The organism is Nocardia sp. NPDC052001 (assembly GCF_040680615.1).
Classification (GTDB): Bacteria; Actinomycetota; Actinomycetes; order Mycobacteriales; family Mycobacteriaceae; genus Nocardia.
The window spans coordinates 423503-444553 of record NZ_JBFAXC010000003.1; the positions used below are offsets into that span (position 1 = coordinate 423503).

The following is a 21051-nucleotide window of genomic DNA, read 5'->3' on the forward strand; positions in this document are numbered from 1 at the left end:
GAACATCGAAACGTTCACAAGATCGCCGAGACTCTTCGAAACGGGTTACCCCGTACGAGGTTTCACAAGCGGGAAGGGCAGGGTTTCGCGAATACTGCGCCCGGTGATCAGCATGACCACGCGGTCCACGCCGACGCCGAGGCCACCGGTGGGCGGCATGGCGTGCTCGAGGGCCTGCAGGAAGTCCTCGTCGAGTTCCATCGCCTCCGGATCGCCGCCCGCGGCCAGCATGGACTGTTCGGTGAGGCGTTTGCGCTGCTCCACCGGATCGGTCAATTCGCTGTAGGCGGTGCCCAATTCGACGCCCCAGGCGACCAGGTCCCAGCGTTCGGTGACCCCGGCGATATGCCGGTGCGCGCGCGTCAGCGGGGAGACCGAGGTCGGGAAATCGATGTAGAAGGTGGGTTCCTCGGTGCTCGCCTCGACCAGGTGCTCGTACATCTCCAGCACGATCTGCCCGGCGTCCCAGCCCAATTGCCAAGTGATACCGGCCTTATCGCAGAGCAGGCGCAGGCGTTCGGCATCGGTCTCGGGGCTGATGGTCTCACCGAGTTTCTCCGATACCGCGCCGTGCACGGTCTTGACCGGCCAGTCGCCGGAGATGTCCACCTCGGTGAGCGTGCCGTCCGGTCCGGGCCGCATGGCCACCATCTTGCCGTTGGCGGCCAGCGCGGCCTCCTGGATGAGTTGGCGGCAGGCGTGCATCATGCGCTCGTAATCGCTGTGCGCCTCATAGGCTTCCAGAATGGTGAACTCGGGATTGTGGCTGTAGTCGACGCCTTCGTTGCGGAAGACGCGGCCGAGTTCGAACACCTTCTCCATACCGCCGACGCAGAGCCGCTTCAGGTACAGCTCGGGTGCGATGCGCAGGTACAGGTCGAGATCGTAGGCATTGATGTGCGTGGTGAACGGGGTGGCGTTCGCGCCGCCGTGCACCTGCTGCAGCACCGGGGTCTCGACTTCCAGGAATCCCCAGCCGTGCAAGGTGTCTCGCAGCGACCGCACCACGGCGCTGCGCTTGGCCATCACCTCGCGGATATCGGTGTTGATGGCCATGTCGACGTAGCGCTGCCGCACGCGCGCCTCGGGATCGGCCAGGCCCTTCCACTTGTCCGGTAGCGGGTGCAGGCATTTTCCGATCATGCGCCAGTCGGCGGCGAGCAGGGATAGCTCACCGCTGCGGCTGCGCCCGATCTGACCGCTGACCTCGATGAGATCGCCGAGATCGAAGTAGGTGTCGAAGTCGGCGCTGCGTTCCGCGCCCACCCGGCCGCGATCGATGACCAGCTGGATCTCCCCGGACCAGTCGCGCAGCAGTGCGAAGCTGACGCCGCCGTAATCGCGAATCCGCAAGAGCCGTCCGCAGACTCGCACCGTGGTGCCCTGCGGGGAGCGGCGCGCGGCGGCGACGGTGTGGGTCGGGGGATAGGCAACCGGATAGGCGTCGACGCCGGAGTCATTGAGTTTGCGCAGTTTGTCCATGCGCACCCGCACCTGTTCGGGGCGGCGCGGTCCGGATTCGGCGAGATCCTCCGGCGGCAGATCGGGCATGCTGCCGTCGGCGTGCAGTCCGGTCATGGTGTCCGGCACCGAGGAGCGCAGACCGGTGTGTGCGGAAGCGTTCTGTTCCTTGCCGATTCGCGGCAGGAAGCCCTCGGCGAGCGCGCTGGCGATGGCGACGCGCGGCAACTGGCGGCGTTCCTCGAACATGGAGAAGCGCGGCACCCAGTCCGGCTGATATTTCACATTGGAGCGGTACAGCGCCTCCAGTTGATACCAGCGCGAGAAGAACATCAGCACCGAACGCCACAGTCGCAGTACGGGTCCCGCGCCGATGCGGCTGCCCTCCTCGAAGACCGCGCGGAAGACCGCGAAGTTCAACGAGATTCGGGTGATGCCGTACTGGTCGGAGGTGAGCGCCAGTTTGGAGATCATCAATTCCATGACGCCATTGGGGCTTTGGCGATCGCGGCGCATCAGATCGAGTGAGACGCCGGTGCGGCCCCACGGCACCAGGGACAGCATGCCGAGCACGCGCTCGTTCGAGTCGATGGCCTCGACCAGCAGGCAGTCGCCGTCCAGGGGATCGCCGAGCCGGTCCAGGGCCATGGAGAAGCCGCGTTCGGTCTCGGTATCGCGCCAGAGTTCGGCGCGGTGCATGACCTCGCGCATCTCCTCGGGCTCGACTTCCTTGTGCCGTCGCACCCGAACGGTGACGCCCTGCTTGGCGAGCCGGTTCACGGCCTGCCGGACCTGTTTCATCTCCGGGCCCGCGAGCGAGAAGGTGCGGGTCTCCAGAATGGCCTCGTCGCCCAGGCGCAGCGCGGAGAGTCCGGCGCGCTTGTAGGCGGTCGCGCCGATCTCACTGGCACCCATTACCGCGGGGGCCCAGCCGTATTGGTCGGCCAGTTTCAGCCAGGCGTCGATGGCGTGCGGCCACGCCTCCTTCAATCCGATGGGATCGCCCGAGGCCAGGCAGACGCCGAGTTCCACGCGGTAGGTGACCGCGGCCTTACCGCTGGGCGCGAAGACGACGGCCTTATCGCGGCGGGTGGCGAAGTAGCCGAGCGAATCCTCCACATCCGAGCGTTCGATGAGCCCGCGCAGCGCGGATTCGTCGAGCCCGGTGAGCGCGTTGGTGGCGCGCTGCGAACGGAACAGCACCATCACCGCGGCCAGCAGCGCGATCGCGCCGAACAGGCCGAGCAGCAGGTTCACCAGATGCGGCGGATGCCCGTCGAAGTCCTCGTTGCTGACCAGGATCGCTCCGGTGACCCGGGAGATGGCCCACAGCGGTCGCTGCTCGTCCGAGGGCAGGCTGCCGGGGAAGAGTTCCACCAGACCCCAGCCGACCACGCAGCCGAGCGCCAGGCCGCCGAACAGCACGCCGAACGAGCGCAGGACGGTGCCGCCGCGCACCCGCGTGTAGAACTCGCTCCACGCCGCGAGCAGCACACCCATCACTCCGAGGTGCACGATCAGCGCGACGAGCGCGTTCACATCGCCCTCGGTGCCGAAGTCCAGGGCGTTGGCGAGCGCGTACGCCGCCATATAGCCGAACAGTAACCACCAGGCGATGCGCTTGCGGCTGGCGGTCGCGCCGGCGAGCAGGCCGACCACCAGCGCCCAGACGAGGGAGGTGTCGGGCGCGTCGAAGTAATAGGTGTCGACGTAGTGCCGCAAACCGGAGGTCAGATAGCGCAGACCGGGCGAAATACTCCACATGGCACACAGGACCGCGAAGACGCCCAGGACCAGCCCCGCAACGTGCGGGACTTCCCGGAGACGCCCGTGTCCGCGATGCGGCACTTCGGGCGACCGCGCGTCGGGTCTGTATTCGAGTTCCCGGTGCTGCCGGTCCTGCGTCGAAGTCACCGCACCAGTGTGTATGTTTCCGTCGCTCCCGCGCACTCGGAACCCGGTTCGTGTCTTGTTGCGGGTGCCTTACCGACGGGTTGCGGGCCCGATATTTGGTCTCGGGGAACCCGCGGGTGAGGATGTAGCCATGTCGGATCCAGTCGATGTGCCGATCGAGGACGAAGTCATTCGACTCGGCCAATTCCTGAAGCTGGCGAACCTCATCGATTCCGGTTCGGAAGCCAAGAACGTCATCGCGGGCGGCCTCGTCCGGGTGAATGACGAGGTAGAGCTACGCCGGGGCCGCCAATTACAAGCGGGAGACGTGGTCACCATCGCGGGCCACAAAGCCCGCGTCGCCAACTACTGACGCTCCTGCCCGAAGCGCCCCCGTGTGCCCCGGAGCAAACGTGCGGCGGGGCGGGGAAACAGGTCGCTGAGAGTATTCACAGAGTCTCTCGAGAAGCGGGCTTCCGGGTGTCGCTGTTGGGGTTTCAGGGGCGGAGCCCCGGCGCAGGGAGGTGGAGCCGCGAGTTACGAGAGTTGTTCAGTCCTCGGAACGGACGACGACGCCGTCATGGTCGCTGTAGAGCATGTCGCCCGGGGTGAAGGTGATGCCGCCGAACTCCACCGGCACATCCTTCTCGCCCGATCCGGTCTGGGTGCTCTTGCGCGGGTTGGTGCCCAGCGCCTTGACGCCGATGTCCAGCGTCCGCAGGATCGCCGAATCGCGCACCGCGCCGTTGACGATCACGCCGGACCAGCCGTTGTCGACGCCGCGGCCCGCGATGATGTCGCCGACCAGGGCGGTGTGAATGCTCGCGCCGCCGTCGACGACCAGCACCCGGCCGTTGCCCGGCTCACCGAGGGTCTGCTTGACCAGCAGGTTGTCCTGGAAGCAGCGGATGGTCACGATGCGGCCGGCGAAGGCTTCGCGGCCGCCGAATTGAATGAACTGGGTGTCGCAGCTGCGGATCTCGGGGCCGATCTCATCGGCTAGGTCGGCGGTCGCCACGATGTTTGCTGATTCGGTCACCCGCTTATCTTGTCAGGGCGAAAATACGCAAATCACGCGCGGTGCGGTTCTTGTAGGCGGTGTACGCCTGCGTGGTCTCCTCGAATCGCGTGAAGATCTCGCCCTTGCGCGCCTCGTCCTCGATGAGGCTGGCGCGCACCGGAATCCGCTGTCCCGCGATGGTGACCTCGCCGTCCGGATTGACCAGCAGGTTCCCGGTCCAGGCCGGATGGTGTTCCTGTCCGAAATTGCTGCCGATCACGTACAGCGTGTCCCCGTCGTGCACGTACAGCAGCGGGGTGGTGCGCGGCTGCCCGGATTTGCGCCCGATGGTGGTGAGCAGGATGACGGGCGCGCCGATCGGCCCGAGCACGGTGTATTTGCCGCCGGTGCGCTCGAGGATCCGCCGATCCAGCGGCGTGAGCTTGCGTATCACCAATGACCCGAGCTTGGTCGCGGCGAACGGACTGGCAACGCGGGAAAGAAGATTGGTGCGCGAACCCCAGATACGGTCCGGAAACTGCTCACTCATGTCCGGAACATTAGTGCCCGCGACGGCGTGCTGTCCGCCCGTCGCGGCGGTTCCGGGCTCGTCGTGGCGGCCTCCGCGACCGTGTCCGCGCAGGTAATTCGGTACGCCGGTACCGACTTGCGGGCGCATACTTAAGGCGGTGGCACTCCCGGAGGAGGACCGGTTGCCATGGTGTACGCGGAGGGCATGAGGTTGGAGTCTGCGATCGACTCGGACGCTGTCGGCGAGACCCGCTCGCTGCTCACGGCGGTCGCGGCACGCTTCGCCGCGGCCTGGGAGCAGGCGGGTCAGCCACCGGAACTGTCCGAATTCCTGCCGCAGGCCACCCAATTCCGCCGCCTGTGCCTGATCGAGTTGATCAAGGTGGATCTGGAATACCGCTGGATCCGCTACGACTTCCCGAAGCGCCTGGCCGAATATCGCCTGGAATACGACGAACTCCGTTCCGGCCCGCTGCCCCCCGATCTGGCCTACGAGGAATTCCACGCGCTGCGCCGTTCCGGTCGCGGTATCGACGAGAGCGGCTATCCGACCGAGGCCGCGCTCACCGAGGTCGCCTGGGGTGAACGCGACTATCGCAGCACCCTGATCGCCAGCCCGCGCGCCCGCGCCGCCCTGGAGGGCATCGAGGTCGGTGATCGCGTCGACGATTTCGATCTGCTGGTCGAATTGGGCGCGGGCGCGTTCGCCAGGGTCTTCCTGGCTCGGCAGCGTTCCATGCAGCGCCTGGTGGCGGTGAAGGTGTCGCAGAATCACGGCACCGAATCCGAGACCCTGGCCCAGCTGGACCACGAGAACATCGTGCGGGTTTTCGATCAGCGCCTGATGGATGAGCGCGAACTCAAACTCATGTACATGCAGTACCTGCCCGGCGGCACGCTGTCGAAGGTGCTGAGTCTGGTGCGCACACGCCCCGAGGCGGAGCGCGATGGCGGGCTGCTGCTGGAAGCGGTCGATACGGCCATGCGCGACAAGGGCGGATTGGTGCCGAGCGAATCGGCGACCCGCACCGCCATCGCCGCGCACACCTGGCCGGAGACGGTGGCGTGGCTGGGCAGCAGACTGGCCCGCGCCCTCGACTATTCGGCGGACAACGGTGTGCTGCACCGGGATATCAAGCCCGCCAATGTATTGCTCACCGCGGACGGCATTCCCAAGCTCGCGGATTTCAATATCAGTTTCAGCCTGCACGTCGCGGGCACGAGTCCGCTCGCGTATTTCGGCGGTTCGCTGGCGTACATGTCGCCGGAGCAGCTGGCCGCCTGCCATCCGCAATTGCCGGATACCGCAGAGGATTTGGACGGCCGTTCCGATATCTTCGCGCTCGGGGTGGTGCTGTGGGAGCTGCTCACCGGCCATCGCCCCTTCGATGACGAGACCCGCGCGGGCGATTCGGAATCCTCGCTGGAACGCATGCTGCGCCTGCGGCAGCGGGAGATCGATCCGCAATACCTGGAACAGCTTCCGGCCGACTGCCCGCCGACCCTGCGCCGGGTACTGCTGAAATGTCTTGCCCCGCATCGTGACGACCGCTGGGTGAACGGCGCGGCACTGGCGCAGCAGCTGGATCTGTGCCTGGATCACCGCGCCCGCGATCTGGTGGATCCGCCGCGAAACAGCCTGCGCGCCAGGGTCGGACCGTGGTCGCTACTGCTGTTGGTGACGGCCGCGAGTTTCCTGGGCGATTTCCTCGGTATGGCGTACGCGAATCTGCACAACGGCCCGCTGTGGGATATCTGGTTCACCGAGACCGAGCGGCGGCATCTGCAAACGGTGGGTGCGGGTTTGGCGTTGTTCACCACGCCCGCCGCGATCATCGTCACCAATTATCTGTGCCGTCGCGCGTTCATCGTATGGCGCGGTCTGCGCCGGGGCCGCAGCTATGACCCGGAGATTCTGGCCCGTGCGCGCCGGGACACCCTGGTCAATGGTGATCGGGTGGCGTTGCTGGCATTCCTGTGGTGGGTGGTGTCGGCGATCGTGGCGGCGATTTCGCTACTGGTCTATACCGATCTGTCCACGGGTCAGCTGGTGAATCTGACCGCGACACTGCTGGTTTCGGGTGCGGTGGCGGTCGCGTACCCGTTCTTCCTGGTGACGTTCTTCGTGGTGCGCTGTTTCTATCCGCGTTTGCTGACGCACGGTGAGATGGCCGGTGATCAGGACGCGCTGCGCGCGCTGGGTCGCCGCTGCACCCGCTATCTGGCTGTGGCCGTGGCGATTCCGCTGATCGGCGTGGTGACCAGTCTGCTGTTCCTGACCCCGCACGAGGTGTCCCTGGCGATCGGCCCGATCAAATGGCTATGCCTGGCCGGTGTGCTCGGATTCCTCGGCGACTATTGGCTTTTCCGGCAATTGGAGGCGGATTTGCGGGCGTTCGAGCGCGCGGTGTCCTCGCATTCGGATTTTCGTTGAGCCGCTCGTCAGTTCAGCATGAGCAGTGCGAACAGCAGTAGCCAGAATCCGCCCGCGGCGACTCCGGCGATGGCGAAGCCCTTGTCCTGGCGCTTGGGGTCGATGGCGATCGCGGCCGCGCCCAGTGCGACCGCCGGGATGGCGGTGATACCGCAGACGAATCCGAAGAGGCCGAGCATGAACGCGGTGAGCCCCATGCCATTCCACTGCTGTTGCCGATGCTGGCGGTAGTACATCGGGGCATTGCCCGGAATCACCGACATACCCGGCATCGGCGGCCTGGGCCGCACCACGGGCAACCCGGTTAGCACCACATCGAGGTCGGCGAAGGTGCGGGCGTTGAAGGTCTGCCCTATTCGCTCGGAGAGTTCATCGGCGCTGATCCGGCCTTCGCTGAAACACTGATTCAGGCCCTCGATCACGCGTTCCCGGTCGGCATCGCCGGCTCGCAGTTGTGCGGGATTCCAATACGGTTGCATGTGGTTCTCCGTGAACCCGAAGCGGTATAGGTCTTCTCACCGAGATTAGGCCGGTATTCATGGATCGCACCGCATTCGAGACCGGAACCACAGGGAACGCTCAGGCTCGGCCGTGCCGTTGTTCGTACGACTGTCGTTCGGCGGCTTCACGATCGCGCCGATCGGCGTCCGCGAGCGCCGGATCGAGACCGTGCTTGATGAGTTTGTTGCGCCGGAACACATAGGTGAGCGCGACCGTGAAATAGATGAGCGGCAGATACAGCAGCGCCATCATGGCCAGGCGCATCCAGAGCGGACCTGGGATGAGCAGGAACAGGCACAGCACCGGAATGATCGGGATCAGAATGCGGAGCAGATAGCGGCGGGTGGCTCCGGGACCGATGACATCGTCGCGCACCCAGTCCGTCATCGAGGGCGGCAGCGTGCGGCCGCAAATATAGCCGAGGCGCTGCGCGAGGGTCGGGGTGCTGCGTTCGGGCATGTGCCCAGCATCCCCGCCGTGGCCGAATCGGACAAATATTCGGGGGGGTCGGCGGCTTTGGCGACCCCGGGCGATCAGGCGCTGGTGCGTTCTTTGTGGAATGCGGCGACCTGCGTCACCAGGTTGTGCGTTGAGCTCTTCACGGCCAGTTTCACGAACGGCTCGATGGTCTTGCCGAGCAGTTTTCCGGCAATGCCGCCGGGCACCCGGTAGTCGACGATGGCGTCGATGGTGCAGGCTTCATCGCCCCGGTCGTGGAACAGGAAGGTGGATTCGATCTCGAAGCCCTTGATGGACTTCACCGCGATGGCTTTACCGGGTTCATGCCGCACGATCTTGATCGTGGAATGCAGTGAGACCGGGCCCAGTCCGATGGTGCCGTCGAAGGTGGCGTCGACGCCCTCGGTCTGCTCGGTCAACGGCTTGAAGCTGTTGATCTCATTGATGAATTTGGGCAGATTGTTGTAATCGTTGACGTAGGCGAAGGCGGATTCCGCCGAGGCGGTGCAGTCCGCGACGATCTTGACTTCGGTCATGCGCACGACAGTAACCTGTTGCAAATTCATGCGCGGATGATGAGGTGAGCGCCACATTCGGTCCGCGCCGCCGATTCCTACGCGGTCACCGCCAGCGTGCCCGCGACACCGAACACCACCGCCATCAACAGCACTTCGAAAATCGCACGGCGCAAAGAGGATTCCGCGTCCATGCGGTGATCGGCCGCCACCGGCACCCAGGTGCGCCGCCACCACCAGCCCAGCGCCAGCAGCGCGATGAGGATCACCGTCTTGGCCAGCAGCAGTCGCCCGTAACCGGTGGTCGCCAATTCGGTGAGCCCGCCGACCCGAACCAGGCCGTTCACGATGCCCGTCAGGGTCACCGTGGCGGCCAGCGGCAGCGCCCAGCGCGAATAGCGGGGGAGCAGCACCGCCCACTCACCCCGGGTGCGCACGGTCAGCGCCAGCGCCAGCAGCACCCCGAACCAGGCCGAGGCGGCCAGCGCGTGCACCGCGCCCAGCACCGATCCGAAACTCTGCTGCGACATATGCCCGGTGATCGGGCGCAGCGCCAGCGTCACCGCGGTGAACACCAGCACCAGATCCGCCGTCACCCGATCCGGACTGCGAAAACCGAAGGCGCTGTAGATCGCGACCGCGCCGCTGCCGATCAGCAGTGCGATACCGATCTGCCCGCCGCTCACCGTGGTGAGGTAGTCGCCGAACTGTCCAGCACCGAGCTTCACGACCCGAATGCCCTGTACCTCGGAGGCTTCCAGCACCAGCATCGCGAATTCCAATACCGCCCAGACCCCTGCGGCGACGGTGAGCAGCCGCCACGGCGGAGACAGGCGTTCGGACAGCCGCGGCAGCGCGGCCGATCCGAGCACGATCGCGCCCGCGCAGTCGGCGAGCACCCGCACCGGCGCTTCCGCCTGCACGGGATCGTTCGCCGCGAGCGCCCAGGCCAACGCCCAACCGCACAGTGCGAGCGGAATGACCAGCAGCAGTAGCCATCTCAGTGGACTGTCGCCGGTCGTCCCGCGCTCACGGCGGCGATCGGTGCCCTCGGACCGGTTCACTGACGCTGCTTGCCCCGCCCGCCCAGCAGTGCGAAGGCCAGCCCGCCGCCGAACAGCACCACCGCGCCCGCGATGAACACCCACAGCGGCACGCCGCCGCCGGAACCGCCCGATTTGGCCGAGGAGTCGGCCTTCGGACCGGGAGTTCCGTTGCCCGCCTTGGTGAGTGTGAAGGTGCGGGTGCCGCTGACCGGATGCCCGTCCGCCGAGGTGACCCGGTACGCGATCTTGTAATCGCCGGTCGGGCCGAGTTCGCCGACCTCGATGCTGACGGTCGGGCCCTCCACCTTGGGCTGGCCCTTGGACCACAGGTTGCCGTCCGGTCCGGTGACCGTCATGGACGGGTAGCTCTCCTGCAGATTCTCATTGAAGGTGACGTTCGCCCGCGCGGGGGAGACCTCGATCTGCGCGCCGTTCTCCGGACTGGAGCCGATGGCCGCCGAATGCGCGTTCGCCACACCGCCGCCCAGCAGGGCGAAACCGGTGATCAGCAGACCGGTGAGCACACCGGCGAAGAGCTTGCGGCTCATGACTTGCGACCGCGGATGACGCTGCCCAGACCCAGGGCCGCACCGAGCGCGCCCAGCACCAGGCCGATGCCGCCGAGCCAGCGGGCGGTGTTGTCGGTGCCCTTTTCCTGTTTGGCCTCGGTGGTGGTCGCGGCGTGATCGTCATCGCCGCCACCGGCCGCCAGGGTCAGCGCGGGAGCCGGGTGCTCCGGCTCGCTGCCGTCCGGGTTGTCCTTCTGATCCCAGACCACGACCTTGCCGTCGCTGTAGGTCTGGGTGGCGGGGAAGGCGACCTTCTCCTGCTTGGGCAGCGCGACCGACAGCACGAAACGCTGGAACTGACCGGGCGCGACACCGGCATTGCCGGGATCGGCGGTCCAGGTGACGGCGACGGCCTCACCCTTGTCGTTCTTGTCCACCTTGGCGGTCCAGCCCGGCAGCGGTTCGGTGCGGGCGCTCTTCAAATTCGGCAGCACCACACTGACTTTGGTGGTGGCGGCGGTATCGGATTCGGTCGGCACCTTGAAGGTGGCGACCGCGTACCCGCCCTGCGACGCGCCCGGCGCGTCGACGGTGACATGCGCGGACGCGATTCCGGTGCCCAGCAGCGTCAGACTCGCGGCCGCGACGACCGTGCCGAGCGCACGCGAAGAGGAAATAAGCATGGGTGAATGGCCTTTTCTGGCAAAGGGTTACGGGTGCGAGGAAATCACGCCGCAACCGGCGGTGCCCGAGACCCATTGGCCCCCACCGCGAGCCGCCCCAGCGACTCCACCACCGCGGCCCAGCGAGCGGCCGAGCGCCCGACGACGGGCGCGGCGGGGCGCGTGAGCACCGCTCGAACCGCCTGCGAGACAAGCCCGTACAGCCGTTCGGCCGCCAGAATCAGCACCGCGAACAGCACGGCCGCCACGGCATGCGCCGCGAGCATGACGCCGTCGTTCACGAAATCCATTGCCCCCGAGACGTGCCCGTGCTGGGCCGCGCCGCTCAACGCCAGATGGCAGGCCGGTTGCCCGAGCACCATCAGGACGGGCAGCGCGCCGGGGGAGTGCAGTACCGCCGCCGATGCCCCGATCGCGGCACTGACCAGCAGTAAAAGGGTCGATCCGGCCGAATCCGGATAGCCGCCGCCCGCGATACCGTGCGCGGCGATCGCGAGCACCGCCAGCGCGGCACCGGCGAGGCTGCCGCGGAATGCCTTGTGCGGCACCCGCGATGCGGAACCGCGTACGAGGACAGTCCGCGGGCGTGGTTCCCGGCTGCCTGCTCGTACACGGTGCGTCATCGTGAGGTGCTGATCAGTTCACGCCGAGGCGGGCGAGCACATCGGCTTCGATACCGGACAGCTCGTTCGAGATGGAGGCGTGCACGGCGCGCCGCCGCTGCACGGGCATCTGCGCGGCCGTGCGCACCGCGGTGGTCAGGCTCTCCAGCCGATCGCGAGTGGCGGCGACGAATTTCGCGGTATCGGAATCCTTCGGGTTCTTCTTCTCCAGATCGGTGAGCGTGCTCTCCACATTCGCCAGCCGGGCCTGCAATTTCGCACCCGGACCGGCGAACTCGCCGAGCTGATTCACCCCGACGCCCAACTGCTGCGCCCGCCGCGTATCCAACTGCCCGCGCAGCATGGTCGCGCCGCGATAGGCGAGCGGTGCCAGCACCGGCACCAGAATCCGAGCCACCCCCAGATACTTCCGCACCGAGGCCACGCTGAACGGATCCCGCTCGGCCTTGGCGGCCAGCTTCACCGCGGCCTTCTCCTCGGCCTGCAGCTTGGCGATCTCCGCATTGGCGATCTTCCGCTGCAACCGGGCCTCACCCCGATGCTTCTTCCGCTCATTGCGAGCCCCGAGCTTGGCCTCCATACCGGCCTTGTGCTTCAGCGCCTTGGCCTCAGCCCGCCGGCTGACCTTCTTCTTGCGCTTGGTGAACAACCCCATAGATGGCCTCCGTCATGCTGGTTCGCCATGGCAGCACAGGGCCGGGGGAATTGCCTGTCCGCCCATGAAACACAGTTTGACCGTCACCCTATCGTTTCCCCAGCCAACCGAGCGAACACCATGCCCAATCAACGAACCACGCGGTTCGAGAGACAGACGCTGACGCGAGGTCTCGGGGTCTGGGTCCCGGTCCTCGCCGCCGGGGTTGCTCGCGGCCCTTCGTCTTTGGGGGTTCGGGGGCGGAGCCCCCGACTGTTTCCGCACCACCCGGGGGTGTGGGGGTGCCCCCCGCATCATCTTCTCCGCGCGCCGAGGGGCGCGGGGGTCGGAGTGTCGGGGGATAGCGCCATACTGCTATCCGTGTATTCGGGCATCGGTGACCATGGCGAGCGGGCCGCGTTTCTTGACGCGCGGGCCTTGATCGGCTGCCGGCACCGGCTGCTTTTGGACTCCTCGCATCCCCAGGTGCTGACCGGAGTTACCGAGGACGCCGGTGTGCAGCAGCGGCGGGATGCGGCGGCCGCGCATCGAATTCAGGTGCGGGACACGCTCGTCGGCGGCGATCCGGAGCGCTGGACCGTCATCGACGCCGCCCAGTCGGCGGGCCGTCGCGCGGAGGCGACGATGGCCGCGATGGCGGCGGGCGCGGACCGCATCTGGGGCGGCCTGCTGCCGCAGGAGACGGACACCGGCCGGCGCGGCGGCTGCGAAATCCTGTGGCGGGACGCGGATCGCGGCGGGTACATCCCGATCGTGGTGGTCAATCACAAGGTGACCGATCCGCGGCAACCGGATCCGGCGGACTTCCATCCGATCACCAGCGGCCTGTATTCCTGGACCCCGAAGGCGGACCGCTACGTCCGCACCCGCCCGCAGCCGCGTGATCAGCAGCGCCTCGCGCACCTGTATCGCATGCTGCAGCGGCACGGCTATGCCAGCCCCGCCCTGGTGGGCGGCGCGATCGGATATGCCTTCGACCGCATCCTGATTCACGATCTCGGCCCCATCCTGGACGATTACGACCGCCGCTACGCCGACCGCATCGCGGTGGTGCGCGGCGAGCTGCCGACGGTCCCGTCCAAGGTCCCCGAATGCCGCCAATGCCCGTGGTGGACCCGCGCTCCCGAAGAGGGCGCGCTCAGCTGTGAGAAGTGGCTGGCCGAACACCGCGATATCAGCCTGGTCGCCCCGGGCGCGCGCGCCGAGGTGCTGCGCCGCCACGATGTGCACACCATCGACGATCTCGCCGCCTGGACGGGCGACGATCCGGACGACTGGCATTTCGAGCCGTTCACCGAAACCATTGTGACCGCGCGTGCTTGGGCCACCGGAGCCCCGCTGGTCCGCCGCGTCGACCAGGTCCGGGTGACCCGCGCCGATGTCGAGGTGGACGTCGATCTGGAGAGCTTCCAGGAACACGGCGCCTACCTGTGGGGCACCCTGCTGGACGGCGTCTACCGCCCCTTCGTCACCTGGGATCCGCTGCCCACCGAGGATGAGGGCCGTTCCTTCGCCGAATTCTGGGCCTGGCTGATGGAAACCCGCGCGCAGGCCGCCGCGGACGGCAAAACCTTTGCCGCCTACTGCTATTCGCGCACCGCCGAGGACAAGTGGCTGTACGAGTCGGCCCGTCGTTTCGCGGGCATGCCCGGCATCCCGACCGAGCGCGATATCCAGAAGTTCGTGGACAGCCCGCAGTGGGTGGACATGTTCCAGGCGGTGTCGGAGCAGTTCATCTGCCCGAACGGCAAGGGCCTGAAGAAGATCGCCCCGGTCGCCGGTTTCTCCTGGCGCGATCCGGAGGCGGGCGGTGAGGCGTCGATGAGCTGGTACCGCCTGGCCGTCGCCTATGACGGCGGCGAACCGGACATGTCGCAGCGCACCCGCATCCTGGAGTACAACGAGGATGATGTGCAGGCGACGAAGGTGTTGCGCGACTGGATGACCGATCGGGCGGATGCGGAGGTTCCCGCCATCGCGGATTTCGCGCGTCGTAATATCGCATCGTGACCGAACACGTCGAGAACCTGGAGTTTCAGGCCGAGACCCATCAGCTGCTGGAGCTGATGATTCACTCGGTGTATTCGAATAAAGACACGTTCCTGCGGGAGCTGATCTCGAATTCCTCGGACGCGCTGGACAAGCTGCGCCTGGAATCGTTCCGCGACAAGGATTTGCAGGCCGATATCTCGGATCTGCACATCGAGTTGTCGGTGGATCGCGATCAGCGCGTGCTGACCGTCCGCGATAACGGCATCGGCATGTCCCGTGCCGAGGTGGTGGATCTGATCGGCACCCTCGCCAAGTCGGGAACGGCCACGCTGCGCAAGCAGTTGCTGGAAGCCAAATCCGATGCTGCCGCCGAAGAGCTGATCGGTCAGTTCGGCATCGGCTTCTATTCGACCTTCATGGTGGCCGACAAGGTCACCCTGACCACCCGCAAGGCGGGCGAAACCACCGGCACCCGTTGGGAATCCGTCGCGGGCAGCTCCACTTACACGATCACCGAACTCGCCGAGGCCCCGCAGGGCACGTCGGTATCGCTGCAGCTCAAGCCCGCCGATGACGAGGACCACCTCTTCGATTACACGATGGAGTGGAAGCTCCGCGAAATCGTGAAGAAGTACTCGGACTTCATCGCCTGGCCCATCCGCATGGATGTGGAACGCACCGTCATGGACGGTGAGGGCGAGGAGCAGACCGAGAAGACGCTCACCGAAACCCAGACCCTGAACTCCCAGAAGGCGCTGTGGACCCGCCCCAAGAGCGAGGTCACCGACGAGGAGTACAAGGAGTTCTACAAGCACGTCTCGCACGCCTGGGATGACCCGCTGGAGGTCATTCCGCTGAAGGCGGAGGGCACGTTCGAATATCAGGCCCTGCTGTTCCTGCCCTCGACCGCCCCGTTCGACCTGTTCACCCGGGAGCACAAGCGCGGCGTGCAGCTGTACGTGCGCCGCGTGTTCATCATGGACAACTGCGAAGAGCTGATGCCGGAGTATCTGCGCTTCGTCAAGGGCGTGGTGGACGCACAGGACCTGTCGCTCAATGTCTCTCGCGAGATCCTGCAGCAGGACCGGCAGATCCGGATGATTCAGAAGCGCCTGGTGAAGAAAGTGCTGTCCACGGTCAAGGATTTGCAGAAGGCCGAGGATCAGTCCAAGTACCAGACGTTCTGGCGCGAGTTCGGCCGAGTTCTCAAGGAGGGCATGCTCTCCGACGCCGATAACCGCGAAACCATCCTGGGCGTCTCGTCTTTCGCGTCCACGCATTCGACCGAGGAGCTCACCACCCTCGCCCAGTACGTGGAGCGGATGCCGGAGACCCAGACGGCGATCTACTACATGACGGGCGAGTCCCGCGAGCAGATCGAGAACTCCCCGCATATGGAAGCCTTCAAGGCCAAGGGCCTCGAGGTGCTGGTGCTGACCGATCCGGTCGACGAGATGTGGGTCGGTTCGGTGCCCGAGTTCGCCGGTCAGCCACTGCAATCCATCGCCAAGGGCGAGGTGGATCTGGAGTCGGAGGACGAGAAGAAGGAGTCCGAGGCCCTGCGCGAGGCGCAGGACAAGGATTTCGCCGATCTGCTCGGCTGGCTGACCACCGCCCTGGACGAGAATGTGAAGGAGGTCCGCCTGACCTCCCGCCTCACCACCTCGCCCGCCTGCATCGTGGGTGACGTATTCGATTTCACGCCGCTGCTGGAACGCATGTACCGGGCCTCCGGTCAGGCGCTGCCCGAATCCAAGCGGATCCTGGAATTGAACCCGTCGCACCCCCTGGTCACCGGCCTGCGGGATGCGTTCGCCAAGGTCAAGGATGACGCGGACAAGCCGGCCGACCTCACCGAGACCGCCGAACTGCTCTACGGCACAGCGGTTCTGGCCGAGGGCGGCGAGCTCAAGGATCCGGCGCGGTTCGCTCGAGTCCTCGCCGACCGCCTCACCAAAACCCTCTGACTGGCGGTTTTCGGTCATGCCCGGTTCGGCGCGATTGTGACGCGCGCGATGATCCGCCGAACCGGGGAACTCGTCGGAACGCCATACGTTGTACTGCTTGGTCGTAAGTTTTTCGTGTTCGTGTCTCACATGCTCGCGCTGAACATCGTGCGGGCGCTTCTCTTGCCAGGCAAGCTGCAAGTCGCCTTCTGATTCGACCCGGTCGCCGTGACCGCGGCGGCCGATGCAACATCCAGCAGGAGAAAGTTATGGTTCAGGGCACCGTCAAGTGGTTCAACGCGGAGAAGGGCTACGGCTTCATCGCCCGCGAGGACGGCCCCGATGTGTTCGTTCACTACTCTGAAATCGAAGGCAACGGCTACCGCCAGCTCGAAGAGGGCCAGGCCGTGAGCTTCGAAATCACCGAGGGTAAGAAGGGTCCGCAAGCCGCGGCCGTCCGCCCCCACTGAGATTTCCGGCAGGGCGCTGAAGCCTCCGCGTCCGCCGACCTCGTGAAATAGCATGGCCCGCACCGGAATACGGTGCGGGCCATGCGCTGTAAATGGGGGTTCGGGGCGAAGCCTCCGACGGGGGCCGGGGGCAGCGCCCCCGATTCCGGGGGTCCGGGGGCGGAGCCCCTGGGAATAGCTCAGCGCGGGGCCATGCGGAGAGCGCCGTCCATGCGGATGGTTTCGCCGTTGAGGTAGTCGTGTTCGGTGATGTACTGCGCGAGCTGCGCGTACTCGTCCGGGCGGCCCAGGCGGGACGGGAAGGGAACGCCCGCCTCGAGGCCCTTGCGGTATTCCTCGGTGACACCGGCGAGCATCGGGGTGTCGATGATGCCGGGGGCGATGGTGTTGACGCGAATGCCGAACTGCGCCAGATCACGCGCGGCCGGGATGGTCATACCGGCGACGCCGCCCTTGGAGGCGGAGTAGGCGATCTGCCCGATCTGGCCTTCGAACGCCGCCACGGAGGCGGTGTTGATGATGACGCCGCGCTGGCCGTACTCGTCGACCGGCTCGGTCTTGGAGATGGCGTCGGCGGCCAGTCGCATGACGTTGAACGAGCCGAGCAGGTTCACGGTGATGACCGTGCGGAACAGCTCGAGATCGTGCGGTCCGTTCTTGGACAGGATGCGTCCCGCCCAGCCCACACCGGCGCAGTTGACGACGATGCGCAGCGGCACACCGGATTCCACGACCTTGGCGACCGCGGCGGCCACCTCGTCACCGCTGGTGACGTCGGTCGGGATCAGGGTGACACCGGCCGGGACGCTATCGCCCGCGCGCTCGATCGACTGGGCCAGGTCCAGGCCGAACACAGTGGCGCCGGCGTCGGCGAGGCGCTTGGCGGTGGCCGCACCGAGGCCGGAAGCACCTCCGGTGACGATGGCGGCGGAGCCGGAAATCTCCACGGTGATTGGTCCTCTCGAACGTGGAGCGCCCTCTCACTGGCCCTCCGTCAATAGGCACTGTAATTTCCGCCCTCCGCTGCCCTCCGCGCGGGGGCTGCGGAAGAAGGTCGTCTGGTTTGCGCAGGCGAAAAGACAACTACCCCGTTTGCGAACATGGGTGTTCGTTGAGTGCTACTGTCGCTGCTATGAACGCCCACGCGGCCCGACGTTCGCGCCGTGGTCTCCTATCTCCCGCCCGCCACGTCGCCGGGCAACGCATCCTGATCACCGGTGCCGCCCGCGGTATCGGGGCGGCTCTCGCCCGGCAGTTGCATGCCCACGGCGCTCTCGTGGCGCTCCTGGGCATCGAAGAGGGACTGCTGGCCGAGGTCGCCGCCGACTGCGGTGACGCCCCCTGGCGCTACTGCGATGTCGGCGATCCCGCCCAGGTGCAGCGCGTGGTCAACTCGCTCACCGTCGAATTGGGCGGTTTGGACGCGGTGGTGGTGAATGCCGGTATCGCCCGGCAACTTTCGCTGCTGCACGGCGATCCGACGGTGCTGGAGCAGACGCTCACCGTGAACGTGCTCGGCGCGTACTACACGCTGCGCGCCGCGGGCCCGCATATCGCGCATCCGGGCGGGTACGTGCTGCTGGTGTCCTCCCTGGCGGCCGCCATCCACCTACCCCTGGCCGGTGCGTACAGCGCGTCCAAGGCCGCGGTGGAAGCCCTCGGCGACACCCTGCGGATAGAACTGCGCCACACCGGCGCGAAGGTCGGCATGGCCTATTTCGCCGAACTCGACACCGATATGACCAGTCGCGGTTTCGGCACCGATGCCGCGCGCAGCATTCTCGGCCGCAGCACGGTCTCGGGTATCGCACCGCTGGGCCCGGCCATCGACGCCATGGAACGCGCCCTGGCCCGCCGCTCCCGCCGGGTGTTCTCGCCGTACTGGGTGGGTGTGGTGCTGAGCTTCCGAGGGGTCGGGCAGCGGGTTGTCGACTACGCTCTGCGGCACGGTGTCGCACCGGGTCTGGAAGTGGCGCGCACCGAACCGGTGGCCTTCACCACCGAGCAGCCCGCCCGCCCGAGCAGAATGAGGAAGCTCGCCTGATGCCCGATTCGGCAGTCACCTCCCGCCAACTGCCCCGCGGTCGCCACGGCCTGCCGCGCGAGACCGTGGTCGCCGCGCAACGCGATCGCATCCTGCTGGCAATGGCCGAGGCGATGGCCGAAAACGGTTATGTCGGAACACCTGTCGCCGCGGTCATCAAACGCGCCGGTGTGTCGCGGGAAACCTTCTATGAGCAATTCCGTTCCAAGGAAGACTGTTTCGAGGCCGCGTACGAGCGCGCGGTGGAACTCATGCTCACCGGCATCCTCGCCGTCACGGGCGCGGAGTTCGACGGGGAAACCCAATCCGAGCGCATCGAACGTGTCCTGGGCGCGTATCTGGACGCCCTCGCCGCCGAACCCGCCTATGCCAGACTGTTTCTCGTCGAGGTGTACGCGGTCGGCCCCGAGGCCATCATCCGCCGCACCAGCCTGCAGGAAACCTTCGTCGCCATGGTCGCGGACATTCTGCGCGCCGATACCGAGGAACAGCGCTTCGCCTGCCAAACCCTGGTGGCCGCGCTCAGCGCCATGGTCACCAATCGCATAGCCGTTGGCGATATCGACGGCCTGCGCGCCCTGCGCGAACCCCTGACCAACCTGGTCCGCCGCGCGGGCGCGCTATTCGGCGAGAGTCCGCTCGACGACTGAATCGGTTGCCGGGGCGGAGTTCTTGCGCCGCACCAGCATCAGCACCGCACCGGCCGCCGCGGGCAGTACCGCGCCGAGGGCGATGTTGCCCAGCGTCCCCAGTTCCGGTGCCAGCGCGCCGAGTAGCGTGACCGCGCCGAAGTACAGGAACAGCAGTCCGGAGCAGAGCGCGATGGCCCGCTCGGGAATGTGCTTGCCGACCGTGACACCGATCAGAATCGCGAGCCCGCCCGCCGCGACCATGCCCGCGACCGAGCCGATCCACACCGCGATCCAGCCGTTCTTGGTGGCCAATGCCATGGTCGCGAACATGGTGCGGTCGCCGAGTTCGGCGAGCAGGAACGCGGACAGCACCACCAGGAACGCCGACCGCGATTTGGTCTGCGGCGCGACCGTTTCCGCGTCGTCCTCGGGCGCGTTGCCCGGCAGCAGTTCGCGCAGCGTCCACAGGCCGACCGCGATCAGGGTGGCGGCCGCGAAGAACGCGATGAGATCGGTGGGCAGTGCCGCACCGAGGAAGTGCCCGACGCCGACGGCGATGAGGTTCACCAGAATGCTGGCGACGGTGATGGCGCTGAGCACCACCCACCAGCGGTAGCGCAGCGCGAACGTCAAGGCCATCAACTGCGATTTATCACCCAGTTCGGCGAGGAAGAGCGCGCCGAAGCTCAGCAAAATCGTGGTGATCATGAATGTCAGCTCCCAGGTCTCCGGCCTGTCGACTGAAATGCGGGGGCGCTTCAGCCGACATCCGCACCGTGATCGGTTTGGTTTGTCTCGGCCGAAGGTCTCGCCCACCGGTGGATCCCGGTTCGCGCAGCCGGATCCTGGAACGGATCAGTATGTCGACTACACGATTGGGGGCTACTCCCCTTCGCTGCGATCCACCTTATCCGGCAAACCCGGCATGCGCAAACACCTGTAGTCGAAATCGCAATGCGCACAATAAGTTTGGACGCACTGCCGAGAGGTTTCGGGAACCCTTACGCGGCCAGCAGCATAGCCAGAACCGCGGTGTCGGGATCACTGATCGGATCGACGCCCACCCGTGAAACCATCGAGGTCACCGCCCCGTCCATATCGGTTTCCACCCAGGCCGCCCGATGTTCGAGCCCCAGATGCGGCAGCCCCGGCAGCAGCAGCGTCCCGGATGCCGCGCCCGCGCATTCGGGCAGCGACGGCCGGGTCTCGCGCGGCGGATGCAACATGATCAATGCGGGCGGCACACGTTCGGCAAACCTGCCGGGAGCCAGTGCGGCCTCCCCGAGCACGGTCCCCTCGGCGATCACCAGCCCCACCATCCCGGGTTCCGGATCATCGGGCAGCTCTTCCCGCGCCCCGAACACGGTGGTGGTCGGCAACAACCCGGGCAGACTGGCCACCCGCACCGCGAGTACCAGCAGCTGCGCCCATTCCTTGGTGGAGTCGGGCCAGCGCCCCGAAATTACGAACCCATGCAACGACCCATGAGCCTGAAACGGCAACACACCGATCTGATCGCTCATCGCGGCCTCCCGAAGTGAAGAAATCCGGGGCGGCTATGCCCGTCCTAGTAGTACCCGAGTTTGTACCCGGTTATGTCTGGCACACAAGTACCAAAGAGTGCCAGCGCCCGCCTGCCCCGCCCCCGAACAACACA

General features: G+C 66.5%; 21 protein-coding genes. 7 read left to right on the top strand and 14 right to left on the bottom strand.

What is annotated here, in order from left to right; all coding sequences use genetic code 11:
* Window positions 1-45 precede the first annotated feature (45 nt).
* Window positions 46-3309, bottom strand: coding sequence for a bifunctional lysylphosphatidylglycerol synthetase/lysine--tRNA ligase LysX (gene lysX, locus AB0L82_RS17325; protein WP_364637954.1), 3264 nt, complete (start codon window positions 3307-3309; stop codon window positions 46-48).
* A 196-nt stretch (window positions 3310-3505) separates the two neighbouring features.
* On the opposite strand from lysX, the gene AB0L82_RS17330 reads away from it, so the two are divergent.
* Entirely contained in the window at window positions 3506-3727 is a 222-nt protein-coding gene (locus tag AB0L82_RS17330; protein WP_364636898.1) for an RNA-binding S4 domain-containing protein, read from the top strand.
* Window positions 3728-3904: 177 nt separating this feature from the next.
* On the opposite strand, the gene rraA is transcribed toward AB0L82_RS17330, so the two are convergent.
* The gene (gene rraA / locus AB0L82_RS17335) at window positions 3905-4393 is read right to left on the bottom strand and encodes a ribonuclease E activity regulator RraA (protein ID WP_364636900.1); all 489 of its coding nucleotides are present in this window, start codon (window positions 4391-4393) and stop codon (window positions 3905-3907) included.
* Window positions 4394-4397: 4 nt separating this feature from the next.
* On the bottom strand, window positions 4398-4904 hold the full coding sequence (locus AB0L82_RS17340) for a nitroreductase family deazaflavin-dependent oxidoreductase (RefSeq protein ID WP_364636902.1): 507 nt from the start codon (window positions 4902-4904) through the stop codon (window positions 4398-4400).
* A 186-nt stretch (window positions 4905-5090) separates the two neighbouring features.
* Here AB0L82_RS17340 and AB0L82_RS17345 point away from each other — a divergent pair, with 186 nt between their 5' ends.
* Window positions 5091-7319, top strand: a complete 2229-nt coding sequence (locus AB0L82_RS17345) for a serine/threonine-protein kinase (protein ID WP_364636904.1) — start codon at window positions 5091-5093, stop codon at window positions 7317-7319.
* An 8-nt stretch (window positions 7320-7327) separates the two neighbouring features.
* Here AB0L82_RS17345 and AB0L82_RS17350 read toward each other — a convergent pair whose 3' ends face one another.
* From AB0L82_RS17350 to AB0L82_RS17385, 8 genes are all read right to left on the bottom strand, one after another.
* Window positions 7328-7798 (bottom strand): DUF1707 domain-containing protein, encoded by a 471-nt coding sequence (locus AB0L82_RS17350; RefSeq protein ID WP_364636906.1) that lies wholly within the window; start codon window positions 7796-7798, stop codon window positions 7328-7330.
* A gap of 100 nt (window positions 7799-7898) precedes the next feature.
* Window positions 7899-8279, bottom strand: coding sequence for a DUF5313 family protein (locus tag AB0L82_RS17355; protein ID WP_364636908.1), 381 nt, complete (start codon window positions 8277-8279; stop codon window positions 7899-7901).
* A gap of 74 nt (window positions 8280-8353) precedes the next feature.
* The gene (locus tag AB0L82_RS17360) at window positions 8354-8815 is read right to left on the bottom strand and encodes an SRPBCC family protein (protein ID WP_364636910.1); all 462 of its coding nucleotides are present in this window, start codon (window positions 8813-8815) and stop codon (window positions 8354-8356) included.
* Window positions 8816-8892: 77 nt separating this feature from the next.
* Complete coding sequence (locus AB0L82_RS17365) at window positions 8893-9858, bottom strand: CopD family protein (protein ID WP_364636912.1); 966 nt, start codon at window positions 9856-9858, stop codon at window positions 8893-8895.
* Complete coding sequence (locus AB0L82_RS17370; RefSeq protein WP_364636914.1) at window positions 9855-10388, bottom strand: copper resistance CopC family protein; 534 nt, start codon at window positions 10386-10388, stop codon at window positions 9855-9857. Before AB0L82_RS17370 ends, AB0L82_RS17365 begins: the two co-directional genes overlap by 4 nt.
* Window positions 10385-11032: a YcnI family protein gene (locus AB0L82_RS17375; protein ID WP_364636916.1), complete on the bottom strand. Its 648-nt coding sequence runs from the start codon at window positions 11030-11032 to the stop codon at window positions 10385-10387. The genes AB0L82_RS17370 and AB0L82_RS17375 overlap by 4 nt, the downstream gene beginning before the upstream one ends.
* Before the next feature lie 44 nt (window positions 11033-11076).
* On the bottom strand, window positions 11077-11580 hold the full coding sequence (locus AB0L82_RS17380) for a hypothetical protein (protein WP_364636918.1): 504 nt from the start codon (window positions 11578-11580) through the stop codon (window positions 11077-11079).
* Window positions 11581-11668: 88 nt separating this feature from the next.
* A complete protein-coding gene (locus AB0L82_RS17385; RefSeq protein ID WP_364636920.1) occupies window positions 11669-12310 on the bottom strand; it encodes a DUF6474 family protein in 642 nt (213 codons plus the stop codon).
* A 360-nt stretch (window positions 12311-12670) separates the two neighbouring features.
* On the opposite strand from AB0L82_RS17385, the gene AB0L82_RS17390 reads away from it, so the two are divergent.
* From AB0L82_RS17390 to AB0L82_RS17400, 3 genes are all read left to right on the top strand, one after another.
* On the top strand, window positions 12671-14320 hold the full coding sequence (locus AB0L82_RS17390; RefSeq protein ID WP_364636922.1) for a TM0106 family RecB-like putative nuclease: 1650 nt from the start codon (window positions 12671-12673) through the stop codon (window positions 14318-14320).
* On the top strand, window positions 14317-16269 hold the full coding sequence (gene htpG / locus AB0L82_RS17395) for a molecular chaperone HtpG (protein ID WP_364636924.1): 1953 nt from the start codon (window positions 14317-14319) through the stop codon (window positions 16267-16269). Before AB0L82_RS17390 ends, htpG begins: the two co-directional genes overlap by 4 nt.
* A 248-nt stretch (window positions 16270-16517) precedes the next feature.
* Window positions 16518-16718: a cold shock domain-containing protein gene (locus AB0L82_RS17400; protein WP_033085228.1), complete on the top strand. Its 201-nt coding sequence runs from the start codon at window positions 16518-16520 to the stop codon at window positions 16716-16718.
* 179 nt (window positions 16719-16897) lie between these two features.
* Here the strand turns inward: AB0L82_RS17400 and AB0L82_RS17405 are convergent, their stop codons facing one another.
* Window positions 16898-17665, bottom strand: a complete 768-nt coding sequence (locus AB0L82_RS17405) for an SDR family NAD(P)-dependent oxidoreductase (protein ID WP_364636926.1) — start codon at window positions 17663-17665, stop codon at window positions 16898-16900.
* A 185-nt stretch (window positions 17666-17850) separates the two neighbouring features.
* Between AB0L82_RS17405 and AB0L82_RS17410 the strand changes: the two genes are divergently transcribed.
* Together AB0L82_RS17410 and AB0L82_RS17415 are read left to right on the top strand one after the other, a co-directional pair.
* On the top strand, window positions 17851-18762 hold the full coding sequence (locus AB0L82_RS17410) for an SDR family NAD(P)-dependent oxidoreductase (RefSeq protein ID WP_364636928.1): 912 nt from the start codon (window positions 17851-17853) through the stop codon (window positions 18760-18762).
* The gene (locus AB0L82_RS17415; protein WP_364636930.1) at window positions 18762-19412 is read left to right on the top strand and encodes a TetR/AcrR family transcriptional regulator; all 651 of its coding nucleotides are present in this window, start codon (window positions 18762-18764) and stop codon (window positions 19410-19412) included. Before AB0L82_RS17410 ends, AB0L82_RS17415 begins: the two co-directional genes overlap by 1 nt.
* Here the strand turns inward: AB0L82_RS17415 and AB0L82_RS17420 are convergent.
* Together AB0L82_RS17420 and AB0L82_RS17425 are read right to left on the bottom strand one after the other, a co-directional pair.
* Window positions 19383-20102 (bottom strand): TMEM165/GDT1 family protein, encoded by a 720-nt coding sequence (locus AB0L82_RS17420; protein WP_364636932.1) that lies wholly within the window; start codon window positions 20100-20102, stop codon window positions 19383-19385. The two genes, AB0L82_RS17415 and AB0L82_RS17420, sit on opposite strands and share 30 nt — an antisense overlap.
* 293 nt (window positions 20103-20395) lie before the next feature.
* Window positions 20396-20917: a peptidase gene (locus AB0L82_RS17425; protein ID WP_364636934.1), complete on the bottom strand. Its 522-nt coding sequence runs from the start codon at window positions 20915-20917 to the stop codon at window positions 20396-20398.
* Window positions 20918-21051 lie beyond the last annotated feature (134 nt).

Excerpts from the sequence above, each read along its gene's own strand:
- AB0L82_RS17370 (WP_364636914.1), bottom strand. The coding sequence starts at position 10,388 with ATGAGCCGCAAGCTCTTCGCCGGTGTGCTCACCGGTCTGCTGATCACC.
- AB0L82_RS17420 (WP_364636932.1), bottom strand. The coding sequence starts at position 20,102 with ATGATCACCACGATTTTGCTGAGCTTCGGCGCGCTCTTCCTCGCCGAA.
- AB0L82_RS17415 (WP_364636930.1), top strand. The coding sequence starts at position 18,762 with ATGCCCGATTCGGCAGTCACCTCCCGCCAACTGCCCCGCGGTCGCCAC.
- AB0L82_RS17360 (WP_364636910.1), bottom strand. The coding sequence starts at position 8,815 with ATGACCGAAGTCAAGATCGTCGCGGACTGCACCGCCTCGGCGGAATCC.
- AB0L82_RS17350 (WP_364636906.1), bottom strand. The coding sequence starts at position 7,798 with ATGCAACCGTATTGGAATCCCGCACAACTGCGAGCCGGCGATGCCGAC.
- AB0L82_RS17375 (WP_364636916.1), bottom strand. The coding sequence starts at position 11,032 with ATGCTTATTTCCTCTTCGCGTGCGCTCGGCACGGTCGTCGCGGCCGCG.
- AB0L82_RS17400 (WP_033085228.1), top strand. The coding sequence starts at position 16,518 with ATGGTTCAGGGCACCGTCAAGTGGTTCAACGCGGAGAAGGGCTACGGC.
- AB0L82_RS17425 (WP_364636934.1), bottom strand. The coding sequence starts at position 20,917 with ATGAGCGATCAGATCGGTGTGTTGCCGTTTCAGGCTCATGGGTCGTTG.
- AB0L82_RS17385 (WP_364636920.1), bottom strand. The coding sequence starts at position 12,310 with ATGGGGTTGTTCACCAAGCGCAAGAAGAAGGTCAGCCGGCGGGCTGAG.
- AB0L82_RS17410 (WP_364636928.1), top strand. The coding sequence starts at position 17,851 with ATGAACGCCCACGCGGCCCGACGTTCGCGCCGTGGTCTCCTATCTCCC.
- AB0L82_RS17340 (WP_364636902.1), bottom strand. The coding sequence starts at position 4,904 with ATGAGTGAGCAGTTTCCGGACCGTATCTGGGGTTCGCGCACCAATCTT.
- AB0L82_RS17330 (WP_364636898.1), top strand. The coding sequence starts at position 3,506 with ATGTCGGATCCAGTCGATGTGCCGATCGAGGACGAAGTCATTCGACTC.
- AB0L82_RS17345 (WP_364636904.1), top strand. The coding sequence starts at position 5,091 with ATGAGGTTGGAGTCTGCGATCGACTCGGACGCTGTCGGCGAGACCCGC.
- AB0L82_RS17355 (WP_364636908.1), bottom strand. The coding sequence starts at position 8,279 with ATGCCCGAACGCAGCACCCCGACCCTCGCGCAGCGCCTCGGCTATATT.